The following is a 15399-nucleotide window of genomic DNA, read 5'->3' as shown; positions in this document are numbered from 1 at the left end:
AAACCTCCTTAGTCAAGCATTGGTATATTCATTCCGTGTTGTTTGGCTGTATCGATGGCAAGATCATATCCTGCGTCAACGTGACGGACAACGCCCATTCCAGGGTCTGTCGTTAACACGCGCTCGAGACGCTGTTCCGCATCTTTTGTTCCATCTGCTACAATGACCATTCCAGCGTGTAGGGAGTACCCCATGCCAACGCCTCCGCCATGGTGGATGGAAACCCAGCTTGCTCCGCCTACGCCATTAATCATTGCGTTAAGTAGTGGCCAATCCGCTACAGCGTCACTGCCATCTTTCATGCCTTCTGTCTCACGGTTTGGTGACGCTACGGAACCTGAATCCAGGTGGTCACGGCCAATGACAATAGGGGCTTTTAGGTCTCCTCTAGCAACGGCATCGTTAATGATTTTGCCGAAACGAGCACGCTCCCCGTAACCTAACCAGCAAATGCGGGAAGGCAGGCCTTGGAACTGAATTTTTTCCTGAGCCATTTTAATCCACTTGCATAAATGTTCGTTATCACTGAATTCTTGTAGGATTAACTCATCCGTTTTATAAATGTCCTCTGGATCACCTGAGAGAGCAACCCAACGGAAAGGGCCTTTTCCTTCACAAAACTGTGGTCGAATGTAAGCTGGAACGAAGCCTGGAAAATCAAACGCATTTTCTACGCCTTCATCTTGAGCAACCTGACGAATGTTGTTGCCATAATCAAATGTGATTGCGCCTAGCTTTTGCATTTGAAGCATCGCTTTTACGTGCGTCGCCATGCTTTGCTTTGATAGCTTCACGTAGGTATCAGGATCGTTTTGACGCAAATCAGCCGCTTCTTCTAGAGAATAGCCTTCTGGTACATAGCCGTATAATGGATCATGAGCTGACGTTTGATCAGTTAAGACGTCTGGATTAAATCCTTTCTCGATCATAGCTGGTAAAAGTTCAGCTGCATTGCCAAGTAATCCAATCGATAGAGCTTCTCTATTTTGCTTTGCTTCTAATGCCATGTGAATCGCTTCATCAAGGGTGTTGGCTTGCGTATCTAAATATCTCGTGTCGAGTCGGCGTTGGATACGAGTTTGATCCACATCGATGGCGATACAAACTCCATCGTTTAACGTTACGGCAAGTGGTTGTGCACCTCCCATACCTCCTAGTCCAGCTGTTAGGGAAATCGTGCCTTTTAAAGAACCGTCAAAATGCTGGCGAGCTAATTCACCGAATGTTTCGTACGTTCCTTGTACAATGCCCTGACTACCAATATAGATCCAACTTCCTGCGGTCATTTGGCCATACATCATTAAGCCTTTTTGGTCTAATTCATTAAAGTGATCCCAGTTCGCCCAGGCTGGTACTAGATTCGAGTTCGCCATCAATACTTTTGGTGCATCCTTATGAGACTTAAAGACAGCTACAGGTTTTCCGGATTGGATCAGCATCGTTTCATCCTCTTCCAGTTCAAGTAGCGTCTTCACAATGGCATCGTAAGACTCTTGATTTCGGGCTGCCTTTCCAATTCCGCCATAGACCACAAGATCTTCAGGGCGCTCGGCAACATCAGGGTGCAAATTGTTCTGTAGCATCCTTAGCGCAGCTTCTTGGATCCAGCCTTTTGCATGTAGTTCTGTTCCTGTGTACGTTTCCTTGGAATTCTTTGTATTTGTCATGTCTAACACCCATCTCCTCTAAATTTTCTGATAATTATATTGTAGAGATGAGTGTTATTGGATTATAGGGTGTTGCATTTTGATTTCCTTTTCTTTTTTTAGATGTATTATGGTTCGCATGAATCTTTGTGAATCTCGAATGATAATTTCCTCATGATATCTTTCATTTTTTTAGATGAATTCATTTTTTAATTTCTCTGCTGGCGAAATAACCTTGGGCTCACACCTGTATGCTCCTTAAAAATCCGGCTAAAGTAATTCGCGTTATGAAAGCCTGATTTTTCAGCGATGCTTTGAATTGGAAAATCCGTTTGAAGCAGCAATCGTTTGGCCTCTTTTATTCTGATATCACGGAGTAATTCGCGGAACGATTTCCCATGTTTTTTACCTAGTAAATGACTCATATAGGCTGGACTGCGATCAACAGATATGGCTATCGTGTTTAAATCGAGATCCGTTAGATGAAAGTTTTCTTCTATATAACGAAGCGCTTGCTCCGTAATATCCAAGCGAGAGCGCTCCTGTTGTTTTGCAACACCATCAATCACGTCATAAATAAACAGAATAAGCTCTTGCACAATTCTATACAGAACGGGGTTATAAAGGATCGTTTCAAATACTCGATGGTAACTTGTCTCATAGGAACCCGTGTCTAAGTAATGGTTTTTCATAAACCGACGGATCTGAGCCAAGATGCTGGTGAGCCGCGTTCGGACGAGTCCTGGGTCTGGATAAGGTTGATCCATCTGCAAAAATTCACGGTACATCCAATCTTTCAGCTGTTCTTTGTCTCCTTCTGAAAGCATGTCCACCCATTCGCGTTGTTCACCCGAGCTTAAAAAGGGATCAATGGCTTGCCATTGTTCCTCTAAATTAGAGGGGATGATCTGGCGGTACCCTGTGTAAAACGTTAACCCTACAGCATTTCTTGCGTCCTGATATTTTCTGTAAATGGACTGGCTTTCTTTCTCATCACAGTCATGCACGATGACAAGAGGCTCATCGTATGACGATTCCCAAGCTTTTAATAAGTGTTGGGCATCTTGAATCATTTGTTCAATCGATGTATTCATCACAACCGCAATCACATCTGTTACAGGAAACTGAAACCATGGATGTTGAATATGATACTGCTTTAGGAAGTAGCGCAAATCTTTTAAACGGCTTGGACTTTCGGTTTGTAATAAGAGAAGATGATACTCCTCCCCGATCTTTTCGTCATTTAAAAATAAGGCATGATACGAAATTACCGTCTCTTGCTGAAGACTTACACTATTAGTGGCATAGGGTTGGCGTTGCACCTTTTGAACACAATTCTCAACGGCATGTTTGATCGTGTCTGGTGTATTCGGCTTCACCAATAGCTCTTCTGCCTTGACCTCAATCGCTTGCATGGCTCTTGCAAACGTTGATTCCGTCGTCGTTAAAATTATAAATTTCACATAGCTGTACACACACCGCTTAAAATCGTTCCAGCCATCTTTCGAAATCATATCAAGTTCAACACAAATAATTTCAGGTTGTTTATTTTCAATACTCGTTATGAGTTCATCATAAGAATCAACAAGAATCGTTTCTTCAATCGGAATCGAATAAGCTTGGATCATCCAATTGATGCCGACCCGTTCATTGTGGTCTCGATCTGCAATAAGAAGCTTCATCGTTTGTCCCCTCATATTTGTTGAATTTTCTGAATATATGGCATTTTACCATGCGTAAGTGGGTTTGAGCGAGATAAAAAGTGTCGATAAAAAGTGCCTGACCCCCACTACTTTAAAGCGGTGGGGTCAGGCACTCCATTAGTCACTCCATTAATCTTCTATTTTATCTACAAAGAACATTTTGATGGCTGAGGCCACTTGAAGGACAAAGACGAATAGGACACTGGATCCGCCTAATGCAGCCAAGTACTTCACCCCATCTACACCTTGTGCTCCTCCAGCGAAAGCAACCATGATATAGGCGATGATTGCAATGGAGAAAGCCCAAATAAGCATCTTCCATTTTGCTGGTTCTTCATCGTAACGAATTTTCTTGGTAGACAACATAGCAATCGCTCGTACCATTGAATCGGCTGCTGTCGCGAAAGAAAGAATGAGCGCGATCATGACAACAGGGATGATGATAGGAGCTAAAGGCATATTCGCTAAGAATGTCCATAAACCTGCAACTGCCCCGTTTTCTTTAATTATAGATACTAGGTCAACAACTCCATTCTGTTGCCAATGTAAAGCTGTTCCACCAAAAATACCGAACCAAAGAACGCTGAAGAAAGCTGGTAAAATCCAGTTGATGAGCATAAACTGGCGAATCGTACGCCCATATGAAATAACAGCAAGGAAAATTCCCATTAGCGGTGCATAAGCGATCCAAATCGCCCAGTCATATAGGGTCCACCATGTAACAAGTGCTTCTCCACCAATAATTCCTGGATCAAGACCCCACTCCCAGAAGTTTTGGAACCAATACCCAAGTCCGGCAGTTGAAGATTGTAAGATATATAGAGTCGGACCGATCACAATAAGTACGACTAGAAGAACATAAAACACGTTCGCATTGAGCGTTGCCACTCGACGAATTCCTTTATCTAACCCTTTAAGTGCCGACAGGGTAAATATTCCCGTAATCAAGAATGCCACCAATAGCCAAACCATAGGTCCTTGTTGAATGCCATAAGTCGCTTCAATACCTGATCCAATTAATGCTAGCCCTGCTCCTAAAGAAGAAGCCAAGCCAAGTGCTATAGCTAAAACAGCAAGTGTATCAATAATGGCAGGCCATATTCCCTTTGTTATTCGATTACCGAATAATGGTGTAAGAGAGCCTGATACAGATAAATTGTGTTTTCGATTAAAATACACATAAGCGATTACCAGTCCACTTAATGAATACATCGCATATGGAATAAAGCTCCAGTTGTATAATGAGCGCCCCATTGCGAAAATGGCTGCCATATTCGTTCCGGGTTCCACGCCCGTTTTAGCCATTTCCCCATAGATATTGCCAAAATAAATGATGGGCTCATTCACTCCATAGGTGATAACTCCTGTGGCAATTCCACCTGTTAAAGCCATAGCAAACCAAGAACGAAAAGGGTGTTTAGGTTTTGCGTCTGCCCCTCCCAAGCGGATATTACCAATCTTCGAAAACGTAACAATACTCACTAGTATTAGAGCAACTATAGATATAATTTGATAGAGCCACCCAAGCCCTTTTAAAGAACCATAAAATCCATCCTTAGAGAGTTCAGCTAACAACTCATTGTTAACAATCCCTAGAAGAGCTCCTCCTCCAACGACAAAAAATGCTGGGATAAACACTCCTTTACGCGTGTTCTTGTCTACATTTTGTTGGAGCTCCGTATTACTATTCCGCTCTGGTTCTAATGACATCTTCCTTTTCCCCTTTCTCCGATTTGATTAAGATAAAGAAGCCGATAAAGATAGCTATTTCATTGGTCTTGATCCCAATTAGCTCCTTCATTGAAATATACTGAAATTATATAATATTCAGATATTTTTAAGAAAGGTAGATATCTTTTGATCTTCAACAAATCCTTTTGATTGTTTAGATAGATTCGTTATTCACGTCTCACAAAACATATAATTTTCTTAGATTTGTTTGATTTTTTTCGATTTCGAGTGTCTCTCCCCAGAAAAAGTGCCTAAAAAGTGCCTGACCCCCACTACTTTAAAGCGGTTGGGGTCAGGCACTCCATAACAAAGGCAGAATTCCATTTAAGATGGGAATTCTGCCTTTTTCACATTACTTACTTCAGTAGACTCATTAACGTCTTTAGTCAAATACACACCCAAGAGTGCAAAAACGAGGATCCCCGATAAGATAAGAAGCGCCATGGAAGCTCCTATTGTAGGAATGAATAGCGTAAATCCCCCTATCAACAGAACACGTATACCAACACCCGTAGCTCGAATAAAGCTCTGAACTCTTCCCATTAGCGTGGTTGGAATCAAATTCATCTGAAGCGTCTTCATATTAATACGCGTTCCAGCATTCCCCCATCCCATAAGCACGGCCATGAATAAGAACAGTCCTACAGCCGGGATTTGTGATACACTGACGACAGCCAGCGCAAACAGGGTAATCGTTATATAGATTGATAGGATTGGTGTGAATTTTTTGACCAAGGTATTCACCGTAAAACCTGCCAACACCGCTCCTCCTGCAAATATCATTTCAAACGAGGCGTACACTGATGCATCTGTTTCTAGTGAATTGGCAATGTAGATCGGCAGGACATAGTTCAATCCCATCACCACAATAAACGGCATCGAAGCCGATAGGAAAAAGACGAGCATCTTCGGCTTTTCCTTCAGAAATTGCCATCCTTCAATGAAGTCCGCTACCATGGTTGGCTGCTTAACATTTTTATCTCGTTTTACTTGAGGTTGGTATTTAATGAATCCGAAAAGAATAAATGCAACCAAAAAGGTAATGCCATCCAGAATTAAGATGGTTTTCAGTCCAAATGCCGTAATCAAAATCGTTCCAACGGCTCCGGCCACCATGGTACCCGCCTGCCCTTGCACTTCCATCACACTATTAATCTTTCCAAAGTTCTTCTTCGAGAAGATCTCCTGGCTAATCGCAAAAATTGTTGGGTAGTGAAACATATTATAAAGAATACTGACCAGAAAAATGACCATTAATAAAAAACTCGAGTATTCTTCAATGTACCAACCCGAAATCCCAAGTCCCGTCAAAAGAAGGAATCCTGACAAATCATAACCTCGGTGTAGCTTCACTCGATGAAACCGATCAATTAACACTCCTGCATAAGGTGATATAAAAAAACCGAGAATGGTTGCGATGAGTGTAATAACACCAAGTAGTTGCTCTCCCCCATCCTGATTCACCAAAAACCACGGCACTCCGATCATGGTTAATCCTGTACCTATGTGAGAAACCAGATTTGCTGTAAAAAACCATTTAAAGTTTGGGTTGTCTCGTAATCGTCCCATGTATATGTCTCCTTACTTTTCTTATCATACATCTCATTATACAGACTCCTACTCCCCCCTGCTTTGTACGAAGGTATGGAGTTTTTCTCATTCAAAAGGCTGAGAAAAAAAGTGCCTGTCACTCCCCGGAATTTGTCGGATTCATCATCCCATTCGACAAAAACCGGGTGGTGACAGGCACTTTTATTACCTTTTCTCTACCAAGCGATTCACTTGCTGATTAATGATTTCGATTTGCTCGACGACTTGTTTGTTTTGGGTGGTGTGTTGGTCAATAGATGCTGAGATTTCTTCTGTTGATGCGGTACTTTGTTCGATTACTGCTGCAAATTCGTTTACGGAAATCTCCACGTTTTGGGTTTCTTTATTGACTTGAGCTGCAATATTTTGGACATCGGTCATATCTTGATTAAGCGTTTGGATAGATTCGTAAATGTCATCGAAAATAACTTTCGTGGCATCGGTTTCTCGGATGTTTTCATCCATTTGAGTCGCGATGCTGCTCATCTGAGTCTGGGACTTATCGTTACTTGCGTACACTTCGGATAGATTATTTGAAATCTCTTTTGCAGTGTTTTCTGTCATTTCAGCTAACTTCCGTATCTCTTCTGCAACAACTGCAAAGCCCTTACCAGCTTCTCCAGCTCTTGCTGCTTCAATCGACGCATTAAGTGCCAATAGATTCGTTTGGGAAGTGACCTGTTGAATGGACTCAAGTGACGCTACAGATTCGCTTACGTGTTGACTAAGCGTATGCATATCCTCTGCCATCGATTCAATATGATTTTTAAACGTATCCATTTGTAATTGAAGATTCTGCATACGTTCACGCCCCAGTTGTGAGCTCTCCCCTGTTTCCTGGGTACGTTCAAGGGTTTGTTCAGCACTTCCCATCATATTTTGAACCATGGTATTCGTATTTTCAATTGAATTCATAATATCCGTGATTGTATGACTTTGAGCTTGGGTTCCTGATGCTATTTCTTGAATGGCGCTATTCATTTCCACAAACGATTGTTGGTTATGTTCACTCTCTTGTGATAGGTTGTGTAAGCGTTGAGCAATGTCTTCTGTTTGGTTTGTCATATGATTATGATTTACCTCTTCCTGTTTCAGACGCTCTTCCACTTCAACTTGAAGATCATTCATTTTATCTGTCACACTTTGGCTCACAATCATTTGTAAGTATAAGACTACTAACACAAGCGTAAATACAAGTAATGTTTTCCCAAGTGTCGTCGTTAAAATAGGGTCGTACATGATGTAATAAGTAATAATGAGACCTAACGATAGCGTAGCACCTAGGATAAACTTTGTTTTCTCTAAGTAAAGGGCCGAGCAAACTAATAAATAATAAACAATAAATGCATTTTGGTCAGACGGTGTGTTGTGCATAAGAGTTGCTACAATAGCAGCTAAACCAACTATGGCTATATATGGAGCAACGGTAACATAAGCCTTTTTAAAATAGGAAAAGCCTACAATACCTGTTAAAGTCAATCCACCTAATAGAAGCGTTAAAATAGTAGGTAAACCAGCCTTTAAACTAATATCTATCCCTGTAGCTAATACGGTTGAAATCCCTAACATAATGAACATAACTCTGTTCTTACGCAACAGCGCCTCATACCTCACACTGTAGTTTTCCAAATTGTCCACCTCTTCAATATTCTCTTTTTCTTTTATATCGTCAGTTTACATCAGAAATTTATATAGTCTCTTATTAAAACATGAATTTTATATAAATCTTTTCACCTATAATTATGGAAAATATGAAACTTAAAAATGGACTTCGATGTAGAGAATGAAAACGATTAATACAGAGGATTTTAGAAGATGAAGAAAAAAGTGCCTGTCACTCCCCGGAATTTGTCGTATACCTCATCTCATTCGACAAATACCGGGTGGTGACAGGCACCTTTATTGATACCGTTTACCATTCCCAAATGCTCCATTTACTGTGCAGGTAGTTGCAGCTTTTTGCGCCCCTGTCTCCAGTGCTTTTGTCATTTGATTATATTCGATATAATCCTTTAAAAATCCAGCAATAAAGGAATCTCCTGCCCCTAATGTGTCTACGACATCAACTGTTTTGATATCTTTATAACAGATTTTCCCATTTAAAGATGCAATTGCTCCCCTATCACTTCTAGTTACGACGACAACATTCGTTCCATAACCATGTATGAGATTAATCGTTTCCTCTATTTCTTGCTCACTCAAGTGACTACCAGATATAAAACCAAATGATACATAAGGACAGATTTTTTCAAGGTGATCAAAGGTATAGTGGTTCGAAAAGTCATAAGAAATAGGAATGTGTTTACTTAACAAAGGAATGTGTTCATCACTATTACTATAAAGACTTGTATGAAGAATATCGTGTTCTTTAATGAGATTTAAATCCTTTTCATTTATTTTTATGGACAGATCGTTTTGAATGCCCCCTTTATTGTTATCAACAAAGATACGATCATGACGACTATCCAGATTAACAAATGCTTTACCGCTTTCCCCATAAGCTCTTCTTACTCGCGATATCGTAACATTTTGTTTTTGTAAGGTTTGTAACATATGATCACCAATATCATCACTTCCGATAATGCCAATATAAGAAGATTTCTTGGCACCATATATTTTTGACATCACCGCTACATTCAACGCGTTTCCGCCTGGGTACATGGTTTCTTGATCAAGGTACACATCTGCTACGTTATTGCCGATTGTTATGATTTTCATAATGTTCGCCTCCTAAAAAAGTGCCTGTCACCACCCGAATTTTGTCGCATGCTCTATCCCATTCGACAAATACCGTGTGGTGACAGGCACCTTTATAACAACTGCCAGACCCTATTATAAACTTCCTTCAATGGAATATCATTTTGCTCGGCAATCTGTTTACATTCATCATACTCCGGGGACCGTTGCATCACTTCACCATTATGTAGACCTTCTTTAATTTGAATATCTCCCCAAGGGGTTGTAAGTGTCTGGAACCTTCTTTCAAGCCTATGAACAGATAGTGGGTAGTATCGTACCCCTAGGGTTGTCGTTTCTTTGAATAGTACCTCTTTCAAGGAATCTAACTTCGACTGATCACACAAAAGTTGCAGAAGAATCCCAGGACGATTTTTCTTCATAAAGATGGGAATGTAATACACGTCATTTGCCCCAAGTTCAAACAGCTTATCCATTACATAACCTAACCACTCTGGTGGTGTATCATCTAAATTCACTTCAACTTTTATCATGTTAGCATCCTCATGTTCATCATAGTGATGGAAACGTTGACTCATGGGTTCACTTCCTTCTCACATTCTTCTATCTCTATAAAATTAACCGTCCATAGTTTCTTCTGTCAATTTATTGAGCAAAAGCCTTACATTGGATAAAAATAACCCGCTTCATCAAACTTCATGTCCACTGGTTCTTCTAACACTTCAATATGCTCTTGGTCTTTAACCTCATTAAAAATGACCTCAGAAACATATAACTCCCCAATGTGTAACGTATTCGGAATTCGCACAATCCGAGCTTCTTCATCATTAACTCCCCAAGTAGCTCTTAATGCTGCTTGTAAAGCTTCCCGATCACTATCTAAGACAATCGGAATCTTTGCACGATCTAGAAAGGTACTTGTAATCACGTTTTCATTCATCGCTTGGAAGTGGATTTTGTCAAATAAACGTTTCGTCGTTAAATCCGCTAAGCCAATGCCTAGCGCATTCCCATGGCTCGCTTCACTAAGGTCTGAAGCAATAAGGTATTTAACAGAAGGGCTTTCAGGCTCTTCAACACCTAGTACACGAATTCTTCCTATAATATTGGTATCCATCCCTGTTCCACTATAGTTTTTGCCAATTTCATCAACAACTAAAATATCCATCTCATTTACAGGTAAACTTGGCATAAGCTCAACGGATTCGGTCAATAATTTTGGTTCACGATCATCAATATCTTGAGGTGAAATAGCTTCCAGTATAGTGGTTTCTTCGTGGGCATTCTCTACAATAGCAAATCCAAAAAGGGTGTTTGTATTGGAAATCGCAACGCGACCAACATCGGGCATCATGTCACGAATCCCCTTGATTCCGTGTGTATGTAGAGCAAGCGCCTGCTTATGCTTCCCCATTCCAATGGAAGCCATTTTCAAAATACCGCTTTCAAATGTGCTCTTAAAATCGGTATGAGCTTTCACTCGTCCCATTACAATAATTCCATCAGCATTATATGCGTGTTTGTCTGTATAAACAGGTACACCATCATCTGTTTGTCCCACTTCAACGACATCCATAGATGAACGGATTTCACATCCTGTTGCTTCTTCTGTTACCCCTAAGCCTTCTAGGACCTCCACTTGCCCTTCTGCTGTTGCGCCACCATGGCTTCCCATTGCCGGTATGATGAATGGGGTCGCACCACGCTTTTTCACTTCTTCACCAGCAGACTTTACAATGAGGGAATGTTTGCAATCCCTCGACTCCCGACTGTAATAGCCACTTCCATACCAGGTTTAATGGAATCATCTGCACCAACTTTAGCGAATTGTTCAGCCACGATCTTTGGAATATCTTGTATGGGGGTAGTCTGAAACTTTTGTTTGATTTTAGCCATCTTTGGAAACGTCATGAAAAACTTCCTCTCATGTTTATGATTTTCGGAATGTATCCAATAAAAAACAGCAAGAAAGCAAGAGACCACTATGATCTCTTGCCCTCTCTTTTTTATTCTTGAAGAGCTTTATCACGCGGAGCTAAGTCAATCGCAATACGAAGGGCTTCTTTCAGTGATAACTCATCTGCAATATTTTTACCAGCAATATCAAAAGCTGTGCCATGATCAACACTTGTGCGAATAATCGGGAGACCTACTGTTATATTAACCCCAGCTTCTAATCCTAATACCTTAATCGGACCATGTCCTTGGTCATGATACTGGGCGACAACGATATCAAAGTCTCCTCTTTTCGCTCGGAAGAATAGGGTATCGGCTGGTAGAGGACCAACAACATTAATGCCTTCCTCCTGAGCCTTTTCAACGCCTGGAATTACTTTCTCTTCCTCTTCCCCATTTCCAAAGAGACCATTCTCTCCAGCGTGTGGATTAATCCCACATACCGCGATACGTGGTGACTCGATGCCTGCTTTCTGAAGGGTCTCGTGGGCCATTCCAATGACTTTATACACACGTTCAGAATCAATCTTCTTGATCGCATCCATAAGCCCAATATGCGTTGTGACGTGAATCACTCGGAGGTCAGGAGCTGACAACATCATTGCAAAGTCTTTCGTATTTGTTAACTCTGCTAGAATCTCAGTATGACCCGGGTAGATATGACCAGCTTTATGAAGAGCTTCTTTATTCAACGGTGCTGTGCAAATCCCATGTATTTTGTTCTCGTTTGTTAGTGTAATAGCAGTTTTCAAATAATGAAATGCCGCATTCCCTGCTTCAGCGGAAACCTCTCCCCACTTCAGGTCATCGGAAACCAATTCTAAATCTAACACATCAATTGTTCCATGTGTGTACTTTCCGTCTTTTGGCTCCTGAATTGAATTTAAATCTAAGTTTACATTGGTTACATCCAATGCACGTTCTAAGATTTTTTTATCGCCAATGACAAATGGTTTACATTGTTCGTATAGGGCTGCATCTTGTAAGGATTTAACCGTGATTTCGGCTCCTATTCCGGAAGGATCACCCATAGTAATGGCGATGGTAGGCTTTTGAGTCATTGTATTACGTCCTCCTTTAGTTCGATCTAATCTTTGAACATTTCAACTAGGAACATGGAATTTTCTGGTACATAACTGATTAACATTACATCGACGATTAATACAGCTAAGAATATCAAGACCGCTTTCGATAACTGTTCGAGCTTTACCTTGGATATTTGCATGGCAACAAATAGGTTAACCCCAAGTGGTGGCGTCACCATTCCGATGGCTAGGTTAACGACCATAATGATTCCAAAATGGATCGGATCAATCCCTAATTGCATCGCAATCGGTGCAAGAATCGGTGCAAGAATGATTACGGACGCAGAGGTCTCAAAGAACATTCCTACGATAAGTAAAAATAGATTCACAATTAATAAGAAGACAATCGGGCTGTCTGAGAACTCAATAAAGGATTGTGCAACCGTCTGAGGAATGCGTTCCTTTGTTAAGAGCCAACCTAACAGTCCTGCATTTCCGATAATAAGCATAATGATAGCTGTCGTAATCCCGGACTTCACGAAGATCGGGATAATATTCTTAAATGTAATTTCTCGATATACAACTGTTCCAATAAGAAGAGCATAAGCTACAGCTACAACAGCCGCTTCAGTCGGTGTGAAGATCCCACCATAAATTCCGCCTAGGATAATCACTGGCATAAGCATAGCAAATATAGCATCTAAGAAAGCCTTGAGTCGTTCTTCATTTGTATAAGACTTCGTTCCTTTGTAACCTTTCCGTTTCGAGATGATAAAGGCTGTTAATACTAAGGAACCACCAATTAAAATGCCTGGCACAATTCCTGCTAGGAATAAATCTCCAATGGAAACTCCTACTACAACTCCATATAAAATCATTGGAATACTAGGCGGGATGATAACCCCTAGCGCTCCCGCTACAGATTGAACAGCAGCCGCAAAGTTGACGTCATAATGCTTGGCTACCATCGCTGGAATCATAATGGAACCGATTGCCGCAACCGTTGCTGGACTTGAACCAGAAATAGCTGCAAAGAACATGGATGTGACAACCGTTACCCCTGCTAAACCACCAGTCATTGAACCAACTAATGTGTTTGCAAAATGAACAAGTCTTTTTGAAATACCACCAGACTCCATTAACGAACCAGCTAAAATGAAAAATGGAATTGCCATAAGAGGGAATGAATCAAGTGACGTAAAGATTCGTTGAACCACTACGAGTAAAGGTAAATCACCACTTGTGGTAATGGCTAACGTAGAAGCTCCCCCAATCGCTAACGCTATCGGAACTGTGAGAACAAACATAATGAGCATGGATACTAATAATGTGACTGTCATGTTTGTTCCCCTCCTTTAAAATTCATAATGTTCTCGATCACAATTGCGATACAATTGATGATCATGAAAATAGATCCAACAGGAATTGCTGCATATGCCCATGCCATTGGTATCCTCATGGCTGGAGATGTTTGAGTTGATACATTTGAAACCATTTCAAACCCGTATTGAACGAGAACTGCTAAAAATACAATTGAACCTAGATATACTAAAATGTTTAAAACCTTGATAGCTTTTTCAGGCAATAGCTCTTTGATTGCATCTACTGATATGAGTTCCATCTTTCGTATGGCCAAGGCTGAACCAATGAACACCGCCCAGATCATAATGTAGCGAGCTAATTCCTCAGACCAACGTAGTGACTCATCGAGAACAAACCTTGAGAACACTTGATAGAATACGACTGCGGACATCACCATTAATAATACAGCTAGTAAAACGCCTAAGATTTTATTAAATCCATCGATTGATTTGATTATTGCTCTCATCATACCCCTCCTTCTTAGAAAAGTTTGGCCTTTCCCTAATTAGGGAGTGGCAAGATGCTTTTCTATTAAGGTCCCATTCTTTAAATCTTCTCTTCATAAAAGGAAGATGTGGGGGAGTACGCTTCCCCACACCTTCTATAAGACTACTTATTTTGCAGCGTCTTGAATTTTTTGAATTAATTCTTTACCAAATTTCTCTTCATACTTCTTATAAACACTCTTCGTTGCTTTACGGAATGCATCTTTATCTACATCTTCAACAACTTTCATACCTTCTTCTTTCAGGTCAGCAACCATTTCTTTGTCCATCTTTTTAACAAGTTGACGTTCATACTCTGCGCCTTCTTGAGCTGCTTCTTGAAGTACTTTTTGATGCTCTTTAGAAAGACCGTCAAATACTTTAGAGCTCACTAGAAGAGCTGCTGGAGAATAGAAATGACCTGTAAGTGTTAAGTGATCCTGTACTTCAAAGAACTGAGAAGTCTTGATGATTGGTACTGGGTTTTCTTGGCCATCTACTACACCTTGTTGAAGTGCTGTAAACAGCTCAGTGAATGACATCGGTGTTGGATTAGCGCCCATTGCTTCAAAGGAATCCATGTGTACTTCATTTTCCATCGTACGAATCTTAAGACCTTCTAAATCTTCTGGCTTTTCAATAGGACGTTTACTGTTTGTTACGTTACGGAAACCGTTCTCCCACCAAGCAAGGCCTTTGATGTTAGAATCTTCTAGTTTCGTTAGTAAATCTTGTCCAACTTCACCGTCTAGCACTTTGTAAGCATGTTCACGATCTTCAAAAAGGAAAGGTAGGTCTACCACGTTGATTTCAGGTGCGAATCCACCAAGAGGTCCTGTTGAAGATAGAACCATATCTAATGTACCTACTTGCAGACTTTCAACCATGTCACGCTCTCCGCCAAGAGAACCGTTCGGGAAGATTTCAATTGTAAGTTCACCATCAGATTTTTCTTTCACTAGTTCAGCAAACTTCTCTAAACCTTTGTAATAGTGAGAGTCTTCCGCTAGAGTCATACCAACTTGTAGGGTTTTCTTTTCTGACTTACCCTCTTCTTTCCCTTCACTTTCACTACCACTCGCTTCTTCGCTATTTCCTCCACAAGCAGCTAGTAAGCCAAATACAAGTACTGTTACCATTAAAAATAAACTCTTTTTAAATCCCTTCATGTTTCTTCCTCCTTTAGAATAGAAAAAAATTATGT

General features: G+C 40.7%; 13 protein-coding genes. All 13 read right to left on the bottom strand.

The features are described 5' to 3' along the window. Positions 1-8: 8 nt before the first annotated feature. The 13 genes from hutU to GS400_RS06195 all read right to left on the bottom strand — a co-directional run bounded on the left by hutU (position 9) and on the right by GS400_RS06195 (position 15364). Positions 9-1667 (bottom strand): urocanate hydratase, encoded by a 1659-nt coding sequence (gene hutU, locus GS400_RS06250; RefSeq protein WP_160100041.1) that lies wholly within the window; start codon positions 1665-1667, stop codon positions 9-11. Positions 1668-1855: 188 nt separating this feature from the next. Beyond that, positions 1856-3328, bottom strand: a complete 1473-nt coding sequence (locus GS400_RS06245) for a helix-turn-helix domain-containing protein (RefSeq protein ID WP_160100039.1) — start codon at positions 3326-3328, stop codon at positions 1856-1858. A 150-nt stretch (positions 3329-3478) separates the two neighbouring features. Beyond that, positions 3479-5059, bottom strand: coding sequence for a BCCT family transporter (locus tag GS400_RS06240; RefSeq protein WP_160100037.1), 1581 nt, complete (start codon positions 5057-5059; stop codon positions 3479-3481). A gap of 345 nt (positions 5060-5404) precedes the next feature. Next, a complete protein-coding gene (locus GS400_RS06235) occupies positions 5405-6649 on the bottom strand; it encodes an MFS transporter (RefSeq protein WP_160100035.1) in 1245 nt (414 codons plus the stop codon). Positions 6650-6835: 186 nt separating this feature from the next. Further along, positions 6836-8299 carry a methyl-accepting chemotaxis protein gene (locus GS400_RS06230; protein ID WP_160100033.1) on the bottom strand — a complete coding sequence of 488 codons (1464 nt, stop codon included), beginning with the start codon at positions 8297-8299 and terminating at the stop codon, positions 6836-6838. 270 nt (positions 8300-8569) lie between these two features. Beyond that, complete coding sequence (locus GS400_RS06225) at positions 8570-9388, bottom strand: PfkB family carbohydrate kinase (protein WP_160100031.1); 819 nt, start codon at positions 9386-9388, stop codon at positions 8570-8572. A gap of 92 nt (positions 9389-9480) precedes the next feature. Further along, positions 9481-9945 carry a nickel pincer cofactor biosynthesis protein LarC2 gene (gene larC, locus GS400_RS06220; RefSeq protein WP_160100029.1) on the bottom strand — a complete coding sequence of 155 codons (465 nt, stop codon included), beginning with the start codon at positions 9943-9945 and terminating at the stop codon, positions 9481-9483. An 83-nt stretch (positions 9946-10028) separates the two neighbouring features. Next, positions 10029-11081, bottom strand: coding sequence for a nickel pincer cofactor-dependent isomerase, group 22 (locus GS400_RS06215; protein WP_236561169.1), 1053 nt, complete (start codon positions 11079-11081; stop codon positions 10029-10031). A 17-nt stretch (positions 11082-11098) separates the two neighbouring features. Further along, positions 11099-11278: a hypothetical protein gene (locus tag GS400_RS20135; RefSeq protein WP_236561168.1), complete on the bottom strand. Its 180-nt coding sequence runs from the start codon at positions 11276-11278 to the stop codon at positions 11099-11101. A gap of 95 nt (positions 11279-11373) precedes the next feature. Next, on the bottom strand, positions 11374-12384 hold the full coding sequence (gene pdxA, locus GS400_RS06210; protein WP_160100027.1) for a 4-hydroxythreonine-4-phosphate dehydrogenase PdxA: 1011 nt from the start codon (positions 12382-12384) through the stop codon (positions 11374-11376). Positions 12385-12410: 26 nt separating this feature from the next. Next, the gene (locus GS400_RS06205; protein ID WP_160100025.1) at positions 12411-13688 is read right to left on the bottom strand and encodes a TRAP transporter large permease; all 1278 of its coding nucleotides are present in this window, start codon (positions 13686-13688) and stop codon (positions 12411-12413) included. Continuing rightward, on the bottom strand, positions 13685-14176 hold the full coding sequence (locus GS400_RS06200) for a TRAP transporter small permease (RefSeq protein ID WP_160100023.1): 492 nt from the start codon (positions 14174-14176) through the stop codon (positions 13685-13687). The genes GS400_RS06205 and GS400_RS06200 overlap by 4 nt, the downstream gene beginning before the upstream one ends. Before the next feature lie 147 nt (positions 14177-14323). Next, the gene (locus tag GS400_RS06195; protein ID WP_160100021.1) at positions 14324-15364 is read right to left on the bottom strand and encodes a TRAP transporter substrate-binding protein; all 1041 of its coding nucleotides are present in this window, start codon (positions 15362-15364) and stop codon (positions 14324-14326) included. Positions 15365-15399 lie beyond the last annotated feature (35 nt).

The sequence above is a fragment of the Pontibacillus sp. HMF3514 genome, assembly GCF_009858175.1.
GTDB lineage: Bacteria > Bacillota > Bacilli > Bacillales > BH030062 > Pontibacillus.
The sequence above is the reverse complement of the archived record's forward strand: the minus strand, read 5'-3'. Positions and strand labels throughout refer to the sequence as shown.

Coding starts and splice junctions, on each gene's coding strand:
- GS400_RS06235 (WP_160100035.1), bottom strand. CDS start 6,649: ATGGGACGATTACGAGACAACCCAAACTTTAAATGGTTTTTTACAGCA.
- GS400_RS20135 (WP_236561168.1), bottom strand. CDS start 11,278: ATGACGTTTCCAAAGATGGCTAAAATCAAACAAAAGTTTCAGACTACC.
- GS400_RS06200 (WP_160100023.1), bottom strand. CDS start 14,176: ATGAGAGCAATAATCAAATCAATCGATGGATTTAATAAAATCTTAGGC.
- larC (WP_160100029.1), bottom strand. CDS start 9,945: ATGAGTCAACGTTTCCATCACTATGATGAACATGAGGATGCTAACATG.
- GS400_RS06240 (WP_160100037.1), bottom strand. CDS start 5,059: ATGTCATTAGAACCAGAGCGGAATAGTAATACGGAGCTCCAACAAAAT.
- GS400_RS06205 (WP_160100025.1), bottom strand. CDS start 13,688: ATGACAGTCACATTATTAGTATCCATGCTCATTATGTTTGTTCTCACA.
- pdxA (WP_160100027.1), bottom strand. CDS start 12,384: ATGACTCAAAAGCCTACCATCGCCATTACTATGGGTGATCCTTCCGGA.
- GS400_RS06225 (WP_160100031.1), bottom strand. CDS start 9,388: ATGAAAATCATAACAATCGGCAATAACGTAGCAGATGTGTACCTTGAT.
- GS400_RS06245 (WP_160100039.1), bottom strand. CDS start 3,328: ATGAAGCTTCTTATTGCAGATCGAGACCACAATGAACGGGTCGGCATC.
- GS400_RS06195 (WP_160100021.1), bottom strand. CDS start 15,364: ATGAAGGGATTTAAAAAGAGTTTATTTTTAATGGTAACAGTACTTGTA.
- hutU (WP_160100041.1), bottom strand. CDS start 1,667: ATGACAAATACAAAGAATTCCAAGGAAACGTACACAGGAACAGAACTA.